Below are 15,014 nucleotides of genomic sequence, written 5' to 3'. Positions count from 1 at the left end.
GAGCGGGCTTGATCCCCGGTCATGCATGCTGACGACACGCGATGAAGCCATTTGATGTCTTTCGGATTTGACCGGATTGGTCCTCCTCAGCGTTGCGAAAGCTTGAAAATGAGTCACATCTCCTGCGCTTTCGCGCCTTGACGAAGACCAATCCGCCTCAAACCGTTTCATCTTCCTTTATGGGGCCACGCCCTTGGGCTACTCCCAGGGCGCGAAGGTCTTCTCCGTCGAGAGCGCGTTAAAGCGCTCCTTCAATTCGGTCATAAAATGAGTCCGGTCCTGATTCCAAGTTATTGGTTCCCCGACGAAAATATCGCAGAAGAACGGGACCAGCAGGAACGACCCCTTCGGCAAGGCCTTGCCGAGGCCATGGGTGAAGACGGGCACCACCGGTGCTTCCGGAAACCGTTCGGCAAGAAAGGAAACACCTTTCTTGAGATCCGTCATCTGTTCCGGTTCGCCGCGCGATCCTTCCGGAAACAGGATCAGAACCTTGCCCTGGCGCAGGACCTCGTAGCAGCCTTTCAGCGGGTCGATATTTTTCTCCTTCCGGCCTCGCTCCACCGGAATGATGCCGAGGACATGTTCCGACAGCCAAGCCTTGAGCGGCGATGAGAAGAAATAATCGGCTGCGGCCACCGGCTTGATGTCCTTCAGCTTCGACAGCGGCATCAAGGCCATCAGCACCATCGTGTCGAGGTGGCTGTTGTGATTGGCGACGATGATGGCCGGACCGCTCGCCGGCAGCAGCTCCTTGCGGCGCACGTTCAGCCCCAGCAGGAAAAGGACGGCGATCTTGACGAAGATATAGAAGATCTTCTGGAGCATCAGTGGAGGTTCCTGAATGCTGACAATCGAGCGCTTGTTCCAGGTTCGTCCTCTCTATGGTCACCCCGGACGCAACGAAGCGGAGATCCGGGGCCGGGGAACCCAGGCGCATGATCAGTGGCTGCACCTTTCAGCCGATTGAACGGCTCCCCGATCCCGGCTCGCGCTGCGCTTGGCCGGGATGACGAGAGGAGAGGAGCGTGAGCATGGAGAAGAGAGAAAGAGAAGCCTGTCAACTGCGTGCGCAGCGTGAAAGCGGTCATCCTGACATCCTCTTCAGTAATAGAAATAACGGGTGAAGTGGAAGAACAGCGGTGCGGTGTAGGTCAGGCTGTCGATACGGTCGAGAATGCCGCCGTGGCCGGGGATCAGGCTGCCAGTGTCCTTGACGCCGAGATCGCGCTTCAGGGCCGATACGGTGACATCACCGACAAAACCGGCCACCGGGATTAGCAGGCCTGCGGCGGCAGCGTGGATCATGTCAAAGGGCGTGACAAGCGGCGCGGTCAGAAGCGCCAGCACGAAGGTGGTCGCGACGCCGCCCAGAAAGCCTTCCCAGGTCTTGTTGGGACTGACGCCCGGAATGATCTTGTGTCGGCCGAGCAGTTTGCCCCAGGTGTATTGGGCCACGTCATTGAACTGCGTCAGGAACAGGAGATACAGCAGCAGGCCCGGCCCACCGGTGCTGTTGGTCTCGGTCGCCGGCAGGATCAGGAGGAAGGCCGCATGACTGATGGAGAAGACGCACAGCATCAGGCCCCAGTTGAGTGTGCCGACGGCCCGCAGGAAGCCTTCGGTCTGCTGGGTGAGAAGGCTGACAAAGGGCAGGAACAGGAACATGTAGACAGGAATGAACACGGCAAACATGCCGTAGTAGCTGTCATAGACCCAGAAATACTGGACGGGGATCGACAGATACGCCCAGAACAGCACCCGCCTGTCGGCCCGGCGGGTGGGGATCATCGAGAAATATTCCTTCAGCGCGAGGAAACTGATCAGCGCAAAGACGATGATCGAGACCGTGTTGCTGACAAGAAACGAGACGGTGAAGATCGCCACCATCACCCACCAGCTGACGGTGCGCTGCACCAGTTCGCTCATGTTCCTGGCGGAGCGCTTCGAGATCACGAAGACAATGAGGCTGGCAAGGCAGAGCACGCCCCAGATACCAATCAGGGCCCAATGGATGGTCAGGAGGTTCATGCGGATTGTTTCTCCCTGATCGCGGCTCTTGCACGGTTGAAGACGGTCACTGCGGACAGCACCAGTCCGGCGCTGAAGAGGATCTGGTAAAGCAGAGGTGCGGTAAGCCCGAGTGCGATCAGAAATCCGCAGAGGCCGAAAAGAACCGCCCGGTCACTTTTGCCGAAGGGACCATCATACCGCCGGCTTGCACCGATCTGGACGCCGATCACGCCGGTCATCTCGCCGATGAGTGCCAGCACCACCACCCCGACGACAATCGGTCCATCGACAAAGGGCAGGAGCGCGAAGGGCAGGTAGAGCGCTGCGTCGGACAGAACATCGCCCAGCTCGTTGAGCACCGCGCCGAGGTCGGATTTCTGGTCGTGCTCGCGCGCCAGCATTCCGTCGATGGCATTGAGACCCATGCGGATGAAGAGAACCAGCGGCAGCAGGATCAAGGGCAGGAAAGCGCCGGGAAACATCCAGAGCAGCACACCTTCGCCTACCGAAAGCCCAAGAGCTGCCAGCGTCACCTGATTGGCGGTCACCCCGTTTGCCGCGAGCGATCTGCACAACGGCCGAAGCAGGTCCTGAAAGCGGGATTTCAGTTGGTAAATCGTTGGCATTGCGTGTGCTTTCCCGAGTGATTCCAGGAAAGATATAAGGACAGGCCCGCAGACGCACGCGCCAATTTAGGGGACTGCTGCCAGTTGCTGACATGGCATTGCCGACGCGCGTGGTGCTGCTGTCCGGTTCTCCCGGCAGGCTCAGGTATCGGTTTCCTGCGTGGCGGCGAGGATCGTGCGGGCACGGATGCGAACAGGCTCATCAACCATCGCCCCGTCAACGTTGGCAGCGCCGTCTCCCGAGGCGAGAACACGTCTGGCCCACGCGATTTCGTCCTGACTCGGGGCGAAGGCGCGTCTGATCTCGGCAACCTGCTTCGGGTGAATGCAGAGCTTGCCTGTCATGCCGAGATCGCGCGCATGGGCAGCGTCCGCCAAAGTCTGCGCAGGATCGTCGAGCTGAGCCGTGACGCCATCTATCGGGCCGGCAATGCCGGCTAGCCGGGAGGCCAGAACCAGTTCGGAGCGCACTGGCAGCAGCACGTCTTTCAAGTGGGCGCAGCCGAGGTCGGCGCAATAATCGATGGAGCCGAAGGCCAGCCGAACGACCCCATCGGTGCTCGCAAGGCGGCGAGCATTGGCAAGCCCCCTGGCGCTTTCAACGAGCGCGATGATCGGCACCGCGCCACCCAGAGAGGCGTGGAGGGCCACAATCTCATCCGGGTCTTCCGCCTTTGGCAGAATGACGGCAGTGGGCATCGATTGGCGAAGGGCAAGCACATCTTCCTCATGCCATGCGGTCCCAGCTGCGTTGATGCGGACGAAGACGGGTTTGCCGGTAAAGCCCGTCGTCAGATTGGCGCGGGCAATGTCCTTCTTGGACGCGGGGACGGCGTCTTCCAGGTCCAGGATAATCGCGTCGGCTTGTGTCTCGGCAGCTTTTGCGAACCTGTCAGGCCGGTTTGCCGGAACGAACAGCGGTGCCTTTACTGCCGTCACCATGTGGCTACCGATTCCATGGCAACCGGGCCGCCAAGTTGCGCGGTCCAGAGCTTCATGGTTTCGCCCTCCGCTTGCGCATTCACCGTGAAATCTGCCGTGTCGAATATGGCCGAGAGACTGCGGAACTGGAACGTTTTCGGCGCTTGCTCTTTGAGATCTGCCGCGAACTGGCACAGCAGCGTTGCCTGCAAGGGCCCGTGAACGATGAGGCCGGGATAACCTTCGACGTCGCGGACATAGTCCTTGTCATAGTGGATGCGATGGCCGTTGAAGGTCATGGCCGAGTAGCGGAAGAGGTAGGCAGCCGACGGCGTGATCTGGACAGCGTGCTCGCCAGCCGGGGCAGCCTCCGGAGTTGTTTTGGCGGCGGCATCGCCCTGCGCCTCGCGATAAACGATGTCCTGGCGCTCGCTCAAGACAGGACGGCCATTTGACGTGAGTTCGTGGTTGACCGTGACGAAACAGAGCGGGCCGGTGCGCCCCTGTTTCAGGACCACGTCCTTGACGGTCGAGACCCGTCTGATCTCTTCGCCAATGCGGATGTCATCGTGAAAGGTAAACGCACCGCCAGCCCACATGCGTCGGGGCAGAGGCACGGGGGGCAGGAACCCGCCGCGGGCGGCGTGGCCGTCCGGCCCAAGACCAGCGGTCGGGACCGTGGGCTGGGCAAGGCAGAAATGGATCAGCAGCGGCGCGACGTCGCCTGGATTTTCGGTGGGGGGCTCGCCGGACGTCCTGTCGAAGGTTGCATTGAACTGGCGAACCAGTGCCGGGCTCAGCACCTCCGAGGACCTGTCGTCGTGTCCGATCCAGCCGCGCAGATGGTCAATGTCGAGGTGCATGGTCATGCCTCCAGAGGCTTCAGGGCCGGGATCGGGCCGTAGCTGCGTTGTTCACCTGAAAAGAGGGCAGCGGGGGCCGGGAAGGAGACAGGCCCGTTCGGGCTGTCCACGGTGATCCGCCTCAGATGCGGATGAGTCGACAGGCCTTCCATGTCGTTGACGGAGGCCAATGCGATGTTGGCGTCTGTCAGCTGCCTGATGGCCGTTGCTGCGTCTAATTTCGCAAAGGCTTCGGCAACCGCGGCGTCCGTTTCCTTGCGGTTGTTCACCCGTGCCACATTGGTTGCAAACCGGGGGTGGGTTCCAAGTTCGGGTTTTCCGATAAAGTCGCTGCAAAGGGTTCGCCATTCGCGGTCGCTTTGAATGGCGATCAGGATTGCCGGGCCTTCTTTCGGCCGGAAGACACCGTAAGGTGCGATCGAGGGATGGGCGAGGCCGACCCGCTGCGGGCTCTTGCCACCTTCATGGTTGAGAAGCGGCACAGTCAACCAGTCGGCCAGAACATCGAACATGGAAACGGAGATCTGCGTGCCCTTGCCGGTGATGCCACGCTGAATCAGAGCTTCCAGAATGGCGGTATAGGCCGTTGCGCCAGTGGCGATATCGACGATGGAGATGCCGACACGGGCCGGTTCGTTCGGTCCGCCGGTAATCGAGCAAAGGCCGGTTTCCGCCTGGATCAGCAGATCGTAGGCCTTGCGGCCGGACATCGGCCCGGTTTCGCCGAAGCCACTGATGGAACAGGTGATCAGGCGCGGATAATCCCGCACCAGCCGGTCCGGATCAAAACCGAGCCGGGCCAGGGCGCCGGGCTTGAGGTTCTGGATCAGAACATCGGCTTCCGCGATCAGGCTCGCCAGCTTTTGCTTGCCCTTGTGGGAGGCAAGGTCCAGCGTGAGGCTGTCCTTGCCCCGGTTCAACCAGACGAAATAACTCGACTGTCCGTTGGCGACATCGTCATACCCCCTTGCGAAATCACCCTCGGGCCGTTCGATCTTGGTGACTGCGGCCCCGGCATCAGCCAGCCGGGAGCTGGCGTAGGGGGCGGCGACCGCCTGTTCAATGGCGACAACCTTCACGCCCTCCAGCGGCAGGACCATCAGAACGACCTCGGCAGGCCAAGCACATGCTCGGCGACATAAGACAGGATCAGATTGGTGGAGATAGGTGCCACCTGGTAAAGCCGCGTTTCGCGGAACTTGCGCTCGACGTCATATTCGCAGGCAAAGCCGAAGCCGCCATGGAACTGGATGCAGGCATTGGCTGCTTCCCAGCTTGCCTTCGCGGCCAGATATTTGGCCATGTTGGCTTCCGCTCCGCAGGGCGCGCCTGCGTCGAACAGGCTGCAGGCCTTGTAGCGCATGAGATTGGCCGCCTCGAGTTCGATGAAGGCTTCGGCAATGGGGAATTGCACCCCCTGATTCTGGCCGATCGGACGGCCGAAGACTTTCCGCTCTCGCACATAGTCTGTCACCTTGTCGGTGAACCAGTAACCGTCGCCGATGCATTCGGCAGCAATCAATGTGCGCTCTGCGTTGAGGCCGGTGAGGATGTATTTGAACCCCATGCCTTCCTCGCCGATGAGGTTTTCTTCCGGGATTTCCAGATCGTCGAAAAACAGCTCGTTGGTCTCGTGGTTGACCATGTTCAGGATCGGGCGCACTTCCATTCCCGATTTCATGGCCTGTCTGATATCGACGAGGAAGATCGACAGGCCTTCCGATTTTTTCTGTACATCGGCAAGGGGCGTCGTACGCGCCAGAAGGATCATCAGGTCGGAATGCTGCACACGGCTGATCCAGACCTTCTGGCCGTTGACGACATAACGGTCGCCCTTCTTCACGGCGGTGGTCTTGATCTTTGTGGTGTCGGTGCCCGTGCTCGGCTCGGTCACGCCCATGGACTGCAGGCGCAGCTCGCCTCTGGCGATTTTCGGCAGGTATGTCCGCCGTTGTTCCTCCGACCCGTGCCGCACCAGTGTGTTCATGTTGTACATCTGGCCGTGACAGGCACCGGAATTGCCGCCCGCTCGGTTGATTTCCTCCATGATGACCGAGGCCTCGGTGAGCCCGAGGCCGGAGCCGCCGTAGTCTTCCGGGATCAGCGCCGCCATCCAGCCTTCGTGCGTCAGAGCGTTGACAAATTCCTCCGGATAACCGCGTGCCTCATCGATCTTGCGGTGATATTCGGCGGGAAACTGGGCACACAGCGCGCGGATGCCGTCGCGAATTTCCTGGTAGGTGTCGGTTTGGCTAGTCATGTCGGCTTTTCATCTGGGTGTTTGGTGACCTCAGTTAAGCCGGTGGACTGATATTGAACAAATATATGTTTTGGATAGTTTCCATACAATTTTGATATGATAGTTTGTGGGAATGGATATCCGCCAACTCCGCTACTTTCAGGAAATCGTTGCGCAGGGCTCGCTGACACGGGCCGCCGAAAGCCTGCATGTGGCACAGCCGGCCCTGTCGTTGCACCTGAAGAACATGGAAGAGCAACTGGGCACCAGGCTGCTGACGCGCAGTCGTTCCGGCGTCACGCCGACGGAAGCAGGTGACCTGCTGCTGCAAAGGGCGCGGACGATCCTTGAGGATCTGGCGCGCACCGAAGACGATATCCGCAATCTGGAAGCTGATCCGTCCGGCATCGTGCGCATCGGCCTTCCGGGCACGATCAGCGCCATGGTGTCCCTGCCGCTGATAATGGCAGCGCGTGAGCGCTATCCGCGGATTACGCTCAACATCAATGAGGCCATGAGCGGCTTCGTGGGGGATTGGCTGAGCGAAGGCAAGGTTGACCTTGCCGTGCTCTACAGCCGGTCGAAGGAGCAGCGCATCCGGTCTGAATTGCTGCTGGAAGAAGAGCTTGTGGTGCTGTGGTCCGGCGAGGCCGGATGCCCGCCTGTCATGAGCCTTGGCGATCTTGAATCGGTGCCGATGGTTCTGCCCAGTGGCGCGCATGGTCTCAGGGTGTTGATCGACAGTACATTCCAGGCGCTGGGCTTTGCGCCCGATATCGCGATTGAAATCGATTCCTTCAACAACATCAAACGTCTGGTTGCTGCCGGGTTCGGCCCGTCGATCCTGCCGCTTTATGCGGTGACGGAGGAGGTGGCGGCTGGCGCTCTTTGTGTCAGCCGTATCGCGGCACCGGGGCTTTGGCGGGGCGCGCACCTGATGTCGCCCGGCGGACGGCCGGTCACGCGTGCGGTTGAGGCCGTGCACAGCGTGCTGCGCGATGTCATTCTGGATCTTCGCGACAGTGGCGCCTGGGCCGCTTCACGGCCACCGCAGTGCCTTCCGCCATCTCCTTGACGCAGTTTTGCTTTCTTGGCCCGCAAGTTGGGAGGCCGTCGGGAAATACGGCCGGTGCCGTCACACCCTCGTGAATTTTTCCGATTAGGCAACACTTGCGCGGAACAAAACACGCGGCTGTATCGTTTACCCACGACTGCCCTATGGTGGTTCCGCAGGCAGTCTGTCGATCCTCGGCAGGGCTTCCCTCTTTTCCGGAGAACCTACTGAAGATGATCGACGCTGTCCTTTTGACGTCCCCCCGCATTTCCACGTTTGACGATCAAACCTATCTGACGAACGCCAGCAGTTTCTTTTTCGAGCGTGACGAGCGCCTTTTTCTGGTCACCAGCCGGCATGTGATGGTGGATGATCCCAGTGGGCACCACCCGTCCCGGATCGAAATCGAGCTGCACAACGACCCTGAAAACCTTGCCAAGTCGATCGGCTTTTCGATCCCGCTTTTCCGGGACGGCAAGAGCCTTTGGCGCCAGGGAGGGGATACTGCTGGCGATATCGATGTGGCTGTGATCGAGATCGAACGATCAGCCTTGCCTGAAAACATCCTCTACCGGGCCTTTGGACCGGAGCACCTCAGCGATCCCGAGGAGCACGTGGAGATAGGGTCTTCCATTCTGGTCGTCGGGTTTCCGCTCGGGTTTCATGACACGCTGCACCACATGCCGGTGGTCCGCCAAGCCGTCATTGCCTCGTCCTTCGGTTTTCGTTTTCAAGGGATGGGCTATTTTCTCACCGATGGCCGGACGCACCGCGGCACAAGTGGCGCACCGGTGGTCATGCGTAACAGTGACGAGGCGCTTGGCGACCTGCCGTGGAAACTGCTGGGTGTCCACTCCGCCCGCCTGGATGTCGGTACGCGTGATCTTGAGCTGGATGAAGCGCTGGGCCTCAACTGCGCCTGGTATGCCGATATTCTCATGACCCTGACGGAACAGTAACGAGAGCCTTGCTCCGTCAGGCGGGTCTGAAGCGGTAATGGCCGGTGATCCGGAATTCGAAGAGCCGGTCTTCAAGTTGCGTGCCCGCTCCGATGTTGTGTACCAGCATCGGCCGTTGGCCGTCGCGGGACGCGCGATGGCTGACGATGGCGATATGCGGCAGGTTGCCTGGCAGCATCTGGGAAACGATGTCGCCGGGGGCGTAGTCCTCGGCGGTTTCGGTGATCGGAAGCGCAGCTCCTTGCCGCCGGAAGAAGGCCTGAAGATTGGGCACACGGCGGTGGTCGATGTTCTTGTCCGGTCGCTTGAGGCCCCAGATCTGGGGATAGGAAGAAAAATTCGACTTCATGTCCGCATTGACGGCCGACTGGAGATCATAGCTGAAGGCATCGCGATAGGCCCTGACAACCACATCGGTGCAGACTCCACGTTCGCGCGGAAGATCGCCATCGGGAAAGGGCAGCGAGACGTAGGCCGGGTCGTAGATCACGGTGACGCCGATCTGGCTTTCCGCCGCCGCGATGAGTTCTCCGGCCCATGCCTCGGGAGTGGCGAAACCATTCGCCCCTGAAACCGACGGCGGCGGAGAGGAAGGCCCGGCAAGCGCCGTACTGACCAGCTTCAAACCGGTTTCAAGCTGATAGACGGGCGGGGCGTAAGCCGCGAGAACACCGCCCGATGACAGCAATCCGGACCCGATCAGGAATGTACGCCGTTTCATTTAAGACCTCTCGACAATTTGAAGAGGGAATACCCACGGACTGGGACCGGAATACGGCATAAAGAAAGCTGGTTTCCTTCCTTAAGGGAATTCTGAGTCTTCTGTCGTTGGGGAAATGGGCCAATTGCGTTTTTTTTGTTGTTTAAAATTTAATCAGTGAAGGTTTAACTGCAGAAAAAGGCGGTAAATGTTGACGGCAATTTGTAAAAGACTGCTTTCTTCGGCTCTGTTCGTTTGCTTGTCTTGGTTGGCCATGCCTGCCGAGGCCAAACGTGCGTCCTTGTCCTATGAACAGTTTTTCCTGCGTCACAGCGCAACGATGATGCTCATCGATCCGGAAACCGGCAATATTCTCGACGCCAACAACGCGGCGGCACAATTCTACGGGTTCGACAGGGACACGTTGCGAAGCATGTCCATTCAGAAAATCAACCAGCTAACACCCGAACAGGTTGAAGCCGAGCGCCAGCTTGCCAAGAGCGAGGACCGCAATTTCTTCATCTTCCGCCACAAGTTGGCAGATGGGTCTGTCCGGAGCGTGGAGGTTCATTCGACGCCGGTCGACTACGCCGGCAAGAAGGCACTGCTTTCCGTGGTGCACGACATCTCTGCCGACCGGGAGCGGCAGGAGGAGCTGTGGCATTACAAGAACCGCCTCGAGGAAATGGTTGACCGCAAGAGCGCGGAACTCTCGTCTGCCTATCAGGCGCATAACCAGTGGATGCTCGGTTTGGTCGCCACGCTTGGTGTGTTGCTCGTTGGTGTCTGTTTCCTGTTGCTTGAGCGCCATACCGCACACAAGAGGTTGCGGACTTCCGAGCAGCGTTTGCGGGATATCATCTTCGGCACCAACGTGGGCACCTGGGAGCGTAACCTGCAGACCGGAGAGGCGATCTACAACGAACGCTGGGCAGAGATCGTCGGCTACACGCTGGCGGAACTGCGCCCGGTCAACACGGAGACCTGGCGGAGGCTGACCCACCCGGAAGACGTTGAAAAATCGGAACAGAAACTGGCTGAAGTCATTTCCGGCGAGAGGGAAGCCTACGACAGTGAAGTCCGTATGCAACACAAGGAAGGCCGGTGGGTCTGGGTGCTGGACAGGGGACGCGTGGTCGAGTGGACCAAGGACGGAAAGCCCTTGCGCATGTCGGGAACTCACACGGACATAACACGTCTGAAGAAGACGGAAGAGGCTGTCAGGCGCCTGGCGATGACGGATCATCTGACCGGACTTTCGAACAGGGCGCATTTCAATGAGAGCCTTGAGGACGCCATTGCTGTCGCAGTCGGGGAAGACCGCAAATTTGCGCTGATGATGCTGGATCTGGACATGTTCAAACCGGTCAACGACCGCCACGGACATCCGGTGGGAGACGCGCTGCTGCAGGTCGTTGCCTCCACCATCAAGCGCTGCACACGCGAGGGGGACGTTGTGACCCGGCTCGGCGGAGATGAGTTCGCGGTGATTGTCGGCAATTACGAACAGGAAAAGGACGTCCTGGCCTGTGCGGAGCGCATTGTCCGGCAAGTCTCAAGGCCGATGGACATCAAGGGCAACAGGATCAATATCGGTATCAGCGTCGGCATATCGTTCTTTCCCGATGATGCAGATGACGCCAAGTCACTGATCATCCATGCCGATCAGGCGATGTATGAAGCCAAGAAGAGCAGCGTGAACGTGCTGACCTATGAAGCTTTCAGGCTGCGTGCCGCGAGCTAGCAGGCGCGCTGCCAACCTCGGTTTGAAGCCATGCAGGACGAGCCCCGGCTTGGGGCCCGTCCTTTTTTGAAGCGGCAATGGCCGATCAGAGATCGCTGATCGCGGTCTCGCGGATTTCCGGCCATTTGGCGTAGGCGCCGGCGAGAACCTCGTCCTTCTGTTCCAGGTATTTGTCGAAGATGACGGCATTGACGAAGAGGTACAGTTTGCCGTCGACGATGTCGGCGAAGCGGACGTCGCCATCCAGTTTCTTGCCAACATAGATGCCGAAGGCGCAGAAGCCGCCGAACTGTGGCAGGAAGTTTTCCGGTGCAGCGTCGAACTGTTCCTTGGTTTCGGCGGTGGCGAAGTAATAGTCGACGCCATCATGGCTGGAGGTGTGGACCGCATCCCCCGTGCCCGGCGCGGTGCCTGCGAACATCGACACGGGGTCGACGCCATGCATGCCCAGCGGGTTGCCGTTGAGGGTCAGGCCATTGGCGACGTTGTATTCATCGGAGGCGAGGGCGGCGGTGGACAGAACAAGGGCTGCGGCCAGGGCCGGAAGTGCAAATTTGAATTTCATCGGTTTGATCCAGTCTTGGTTTGGAGAAAGTAAGGTTTCAGAGAGAGAGAACGGTCAGGCGGAACGGCCGATGCGCTCAATCGCGTCGTCGGTCCACCAGACGCCGTTGGCGACCATGCGGAAGTTGATGATGGCGGCGAGATAGCCGTCGCCCTCGGGCACCTTGGCGCCTGCGGTCGCATCACGAACCACTGCGACTTCGAAGCCGAGTTCCAGCAGTTCATAAAGATGGGCTTGTGTGCACAGGTTCGCGGACATGCCGGCCAGGATCACCTTGTCGATGCCGCGTTTGCGCAGTTGCAGGTTCAAGTCGTTCTGCGCCGGGCTGTAGACCTTGTGCGGCGAGCAGATGACGGTTTCGCCGTCCTCGATGTATTTCTTGTACTGCGGCATCCAGTCGGCGCCGGAGCCTTCGAAATTCTCCAGGGAAAGCGGGCCCGGGCGGTCGAACATGCCGATGGAATGCATGGTCTTTTCCAGCGTGCCTTCGAACTGCCATTTGTGGTCGTGCGGATAGTAATAGTGAGGCGAGATGAACACCGGCATCGACGCGGCCTTTGCCGCCTTGAACAACCGTTCAATGTTGTCGACCGTGCCCTGCTCGGTGACGCTTTCGCCAACAACACCCCAGGTAACGCCATCTTCGGACAGGAAGTCGATCTGCGGGTCGGTGACCACGAGTGCGGTGCGCCCGGCGGCAATTTCCATGTCGATCTGCGGCAGGCCGGGCTTTTCCGGATCGGCGTAAAGCGCACGGGCTTCTTCGGTTGCGGCCGTGGCAGGGCCGGTGGCCATGGCGACGGCACCTGCCGTTGCTGCACCTGCAGCACCTGCAAGCAGCCGGCGGCGGGCGTGGTCGACCGTTTCCGGGGTCGCGCAGCAACCGCAGGCCTTGTCCTTTTCGTTGTCCATGTGAGTCTCCTTTACTGGGGTTGGCGAGGTTTGAGTTGGACAGCGCATCGCCTTGAAACGCTGTCAGGTCCGTTGCCGGTCTCCGGGTGCCCGAAGGCACGGCTCTCCCGTTCCCGGCAAGGGAGCCGGGGCGGTGTCGGGTGGGGGCGACGTTCCTTGGGGAAGCGGCACCGGCGCGCCGGTGCCGGAAGTTGAAATCAGAGTGCGGCGAGGTCCTGCGCCTTGGCGGCGCGCCCGGGAAGCTTTCGGCGGATCGATGCCGGTTTCGCGTCATTGGCGGGCAGGGCCGGCAGGCGCACCGTCAAAACGGCGCCCGTATTGTTAGCGCTGCCACCATTCCTGGCGGAAATCCTGCCGCCATGCTGTTCGGCAATCAGCCGTGCGATCCAAAGCCCGAGGCCGGAGGAGGGGCCGGGCCGAGTGGCTTTTGCGGACAACCGGGTGAAGGGACGGAAGGCCCGCGCAAGATCGGCGGCGGTGAAGCCCTGGCCCTGATCGCTGATGCGGATGGTGACCGTGCCATCTTCGTCCGTAGCGATAGCGCAAAGAACGGTTCCGTTCTCCGGGCTGTGGCGCACGGCGTTGACGATGAGATTGTCGAGTGCCTCGAACAACAGTTCCGCATCGCCGCAGATCAGGCAGGGCGAAAGGGAAGCTATCTCCAGAGTGACTGCATGGCGGCGGGCAAGGGGCTGGTTGACGGAGGCGGCCAGTGACAGCACCTCGGCCAGATCGACCGGACGCAACACGCAGGACAGAGGGTCGCGGCCTTCCGAACCTCGCCTGACCAGGGCACTGAGGCTGGCTGTCAGATGGTCTAGGATGCGGTCGGCCTTGGCAGCGTTTTCGGCAATTGCGGGCTGACCTTCCCACGTGGCGCATTGGGCAATGTCCTCGATCAGCAGCGAGAGGTTTGCCAGCGGTCCTCTCAGATCATGGGCGACGATGGAAAGCGTTCTGCCGTAGGCATTGTTGTCGGCTGATTTATCGGTGGCCCTGTCGGGCAGGGTCCGTACCGCCGGGCCCGGCGCAGTTGCAAAATCAAGGGTGGCCGGACTGCGGGCCGTGATCTGTTCGATAAACATGAGGCGCTCCTTGTCTCAAAAGCCCTGGAGCGCTGCGGGAAATTGCCCGGGGGTGACCGCTCCGTCGTTCGATGACCCTTGAATAAGCTGGAATGGCCTGTGCGGTATCGGCCCGGCCTGCCACTGTTTTGGCCCTATCTGCCAAGCCGGGCAAAACCTGCCAAAAGCAGGTAAACAGGAAAAGACCCGGCCAGTCTTGGCCGGGTCTTTTCCTGTCCTGCAGGGGAGGGATCTAATGGGGATCGCGGGGGCTTGGTGACAGCCGGTGGTAGCCGATAGTTTCAGGCGGTCGCAGACTGCTGGCGGAATTGCGCCGGAGGCTGGCCGACCCAGCGCTTGAAGGCGCGGGTGAAGGTGCTCTGTTCGGAAAAGCCGGTCAGAAAGGCGATTTCGGCAATGGAGCAGCTGCTGCCGGCCAACAGCTCCCGGGCCAGTTTCGTCTGCGCTTCGCGCAGCATGTCGCGATAGGTCAGACCTTCTTCTGCCAGGCGGCGATACAAGGTGCGTTCGCTCATGCCGAGGTCCTGGGCGATGGCGGCCGCTGAAGGCACTCCACTGCTGAGGGTTTTCGACAGGCGGTTCAGAAGATCGCGCGTCAAGGCGCTGCCGGCAGGCAGCGCGTCGATTTCCGTATCCAGATGATCCGTCAGGAAGCTGCAGACGCCCTTATCGCCAAGCCGGTTCGGTAGGTCCAGCATCGGCCGCCTCATCAAGATCGCGTCCTTTGCCGCACCGAAGTGGACAGGGCAGCCGAAAAAGGCCGCGTAGCGCTCCGCCTCACCCCGGCAGGGGTGGCGAAAGGTGACCGCCTCAAACTGCAGGCGCGGGCCAATCTGGGACAGCAGATTATGGGCAAAGCCGGCAAGGGCACATTCATTGCGAAGATGCAGGATAGGTTGGGGCGAGGTCTGCCCGGCAATGGAGAAGACGGCAAGCGGGCCGTCCGTTTCAAGACAATAGACGGCCGTGTCGGTCACCAGCCGGAAGTAACGCTCGATCAATTGCAGCGTGTTGCGCAGGGTGGGGGCGGTCTTGACGGCAAGACCCAGCACACCGAGATCGTCCGGCTTGATCTTCTGCGCATAGGCAAACACCAGTCCGGTCTCGTCCGGATACCAACTGCGAATCCAGGTGAGCAGATCGAAATGGGCCGTGTCCGGTATCCGGTCATCCTCCGTGCGAAGGACGTAGCGAACGGTGCCATCAGCTGAAACGAGCTTGCCGTCGCTGGTCATGGTCAGGCCGGCGGTGGTGGCCATGGCACGGGCAAAGGCTGCAATGACACTGGGCATCGTCAAACCCCTTGTGCGGGAGGGTGAGCCAGGACAGGGCC

Annotated in this window: 16 protein-coding genes; 4 read left to right on the top strand and 12 right to left on the bottom strand. The window is 60.5% G+C overall.

Annotation, left to right across the window (positions count from 1 at the left end; all coding sequences use genetic code 11):
- Nucleotides 1-198 precede the first annotated feature (198 nt).
- The gene (locus AC2A6O_RS13705) at nt 199-828 is read right to left on the bottom strand and encodes a lysophospholipid acyltransferase family protein (RefSeq protein ID WP_148586234.1); all 630 of its coding nucleotides are present in this window, start codon (nt 826-828) and stop codon (nt 199-201) included.
- Between the two features lie 16 nt (nt 829-844).
- Between AC2A6O_RS13705 and AC2A6O_RS13700 the strand changes: the two genes are divergently transcribed.
- A complete protein-coding gene (locus tag AC2A6O_RS13700) occupies nt 845-970 on the top strand; it encodes a hypothetical protein (RefSeq protein WP_286192724.1) in 126 nt (41 codons plus the stop codon).
- A 134-nt stretch (nt 971-1,104) separates the two neighbouring features.
- On the opposite strand, the gene AC2A6O_RS13695 is transcribed toward AC2A6O_RS13700, so the two are convergent.
- The 6 genes from AC2A6O_RS13695 to AC2A6O_RS13670 all read right to left on the bottom strand — a co-directional run bounded on the left by AC2A6O_RS13695 (nt 1,105) and on the right by AC2A6O_RS13670 (nt 6,683).
- Complete coding sequence (locus AC2A6O_RS13695) at nt 1,105-2,031, bottom strand: phosphatidate cytidylyltransferase (protein ID WP_498927825.1); 927 nt, start codon at nt 2,029-2,031, stop codon at nt 1,105-1,107.
- Nucleotides 2,028-2,639, bottom strand: coding sequence for a CDP-alcohol phosphatidyltransferase family protein (locus tag AC2A6O_RS13690; protein ID WP_498927823.1), 612 nt, complete (start codon nt 2,637-2,639; stop codon nt 2,028-2,030). Before AC2A6O_RS13690 ends, AC2A6O_RS13695 begins: the two co-directional genes overlap by 4 nt.
- Nucleotides 2,640-2,780: 141 nt before the next feature.
- Nucleotides 2,781-3,581: an HpcH/HpaI aldolase/citrate lyase family protein gene (locus AC2A6O_RS13685; RefSeq protein WP_498927821.1), complete on the bottom strand. Its 801-nt coding sequence runs from the start codon at nt 3,579-3,581 to the stop codon at nt 2,781-2,783.
- On the bottom strand, nt 3,575-4,423 hold the full coding sequence (locus tag AC2A6O_RS13680; RefSeq protein WP_498927819.1) for an HTD2 family dehydratase: 849 nt from the start codon (nt 4,421-4,423) through the stop codon (nt 3,575-3,577). The genes AC2A6O_RS13685 and AC2A6O_RS13680 overlap by 7 nt, the downstream gene beginning before the upstream one ends.
- Nucleotides 4,424-4,425: 2 nt before the next feature.
- Nucleotides 4,426-5,523 carry a CaiB/BaiF CoA transferase family protein gene (locus AC2A6O_RS13675; protein ID WP_498927816.1) on the bottom strand — a complete coding sequence of 366 codons (1,098 nt, stop codon included), beginning with the start codon at nt 5,521-5,523 and terminating at the stop codon, nt 4,426-4,428.
- On the bottom strand, nt 5,523-6,683 hold the full coding sequence (locus AC2A6O_RS13670; RefSeq protein ID WP_498927814.1) for an acyl-CoA dehydrogenase family protein: 1,161 nt from the start codon (nt 6,681-6,683) through the stop codon (nt 5,523-5,525). The genes AC2A6O_RS13675 and AC2A6O_RS13670 overlap by 1 nt, the downstream gene beginning before the upstream one ends.
- A 112-nt stretch (nt 6,684-6,795) precedes the next feature.
- On the opposite strand from AC2A6O_RS13670, the gene AC2A6O_RS13665 reads away from it, so the two are divergent.
- Both AC2A6O_RS13665 and AC2A6O_RS13660 read left to right on the top strand, forming a co-directional pair.
- On the top strand, nt 6,796-7,737 hold the full coding sequence (locus AC2A6O_RS13665) for a LysR family transcriptional regulator (RefSeq protein ID WP_498927812.1): 942 nt from the start codon (nt 6,796-6,798) through the stop codon (nt 7,735-7,737).
- A gap of 212 nt (nt 7,738-7,949) precedes the next feature.
- Nucleotides 7,950-8,675, top strand: a complete 726-nt coding sequence (locus AC2A6O_RS13660) for a S1 family peptidase (protein WP_148586242.1) — start codon at nt 7,950-7,952, stop codon at nt 8,673-8,675.
- 16 nt (nt 8,676-8,691) lie between these two features.
- Here the strand turns inward: AC2A6O_RS13660 and AC2A6O_RS13655 are convergent, their stop codons facing one another.
- Nucleotides 8,692-9,396: a DUF1287 domain-containing protein gene (locus AC2A6O_RS13655; RefSeq protein WP_498927810.1), complete on the bottom strand. Its 705-nt coding sequence runs from the start codon at nt 9,394-9,396 to the stop codon at nt 8,692-8,694.
- 253 nt (nt 9,397-9,649) lie between these two features.
- On the opposite strand from AC2A6O_RS13655, the gene AC2A6O_RS13650 reads away from it, so the two are divergent.
- Nucleotides 9,650-11,119, top strand: a complete 1,470-nt coding sequence (locus AC2A6O_RS13650; protein WP_498927807.1) for a diguanylate cyclase domain-containing protein — start codon at nt 9,650-9,652, stop codon at nt 11,117-11,119.
- Between the two features lie 85 nt (nt 11,120-11,204).
- Here AC2A6O_RS13650 and AC2A6O_RS13645 read toward each other — a convergent pair whose 3' ends face one another.
- From AC2A6O_RS13645 to AC2A6O_RS13630, 4 genes are all read right to left on the bottom strand, one after another.
- A complete protein-coding gene (locus AC2A6O_RS13645) occupies nt 11,205-11,684 on the bottom strand; it encodes a YHS domain-containing (seleno)protein (RefSeq protein WP_498927805.1) in 480 nt (159 codons plus the stop codon).
- A gap of 54 nt (nt 11,685-11,738) precedes the next feature.
- On the bottom strand, nt 11,739-12,596 hold the full coding sequence (locus AC2A6O_RS13640; protein ID WP_498927803.1) for a cysteine hydrolase family protein: 858 nt from the start codon (nt 12,594-12,596) through the stop codon (nt 11,739-11,741).
- Nucleotides 12,597-12,793: 197 nt separating this feature from the next.
- Nucleotides 12,794-13,681: a sensor histidine kinase gene (locus AC2A6O_RS13635; RefSeq protein WP_498927802.1), complete on the bottom strand. Its 888-nt coding sequence runs from the start codon at nt 13,679-13,681 to the stop codon at nt 12,794-12,796.
- A 281-nt stretch (nt 13,682-13,962) separates the two neighbouring features.
- The gene (locus tag AC2A6O_RS13630) at nt 13,963-14,973 is read right to left on the bottom strand and encodes an AraC family transcriptional regulator (protein ID WP_498927800.1); all 1,011 of its coding nucleotides are present in this window, start codon (nt 14,971-14,973) and stop codon (nt 13,963-13,965) included.
- Between the last annotated feature and the right edge of the window lie 41 nt (nt 14,974-15,014).

This window comes from Labrenzia sp. ATLA3, from assembly GCF_057180185.1.
Note: the sequence above shows the minus strand (reverse complement) of the source record. Positions and strands in the feature narration are given on the sequence as shown.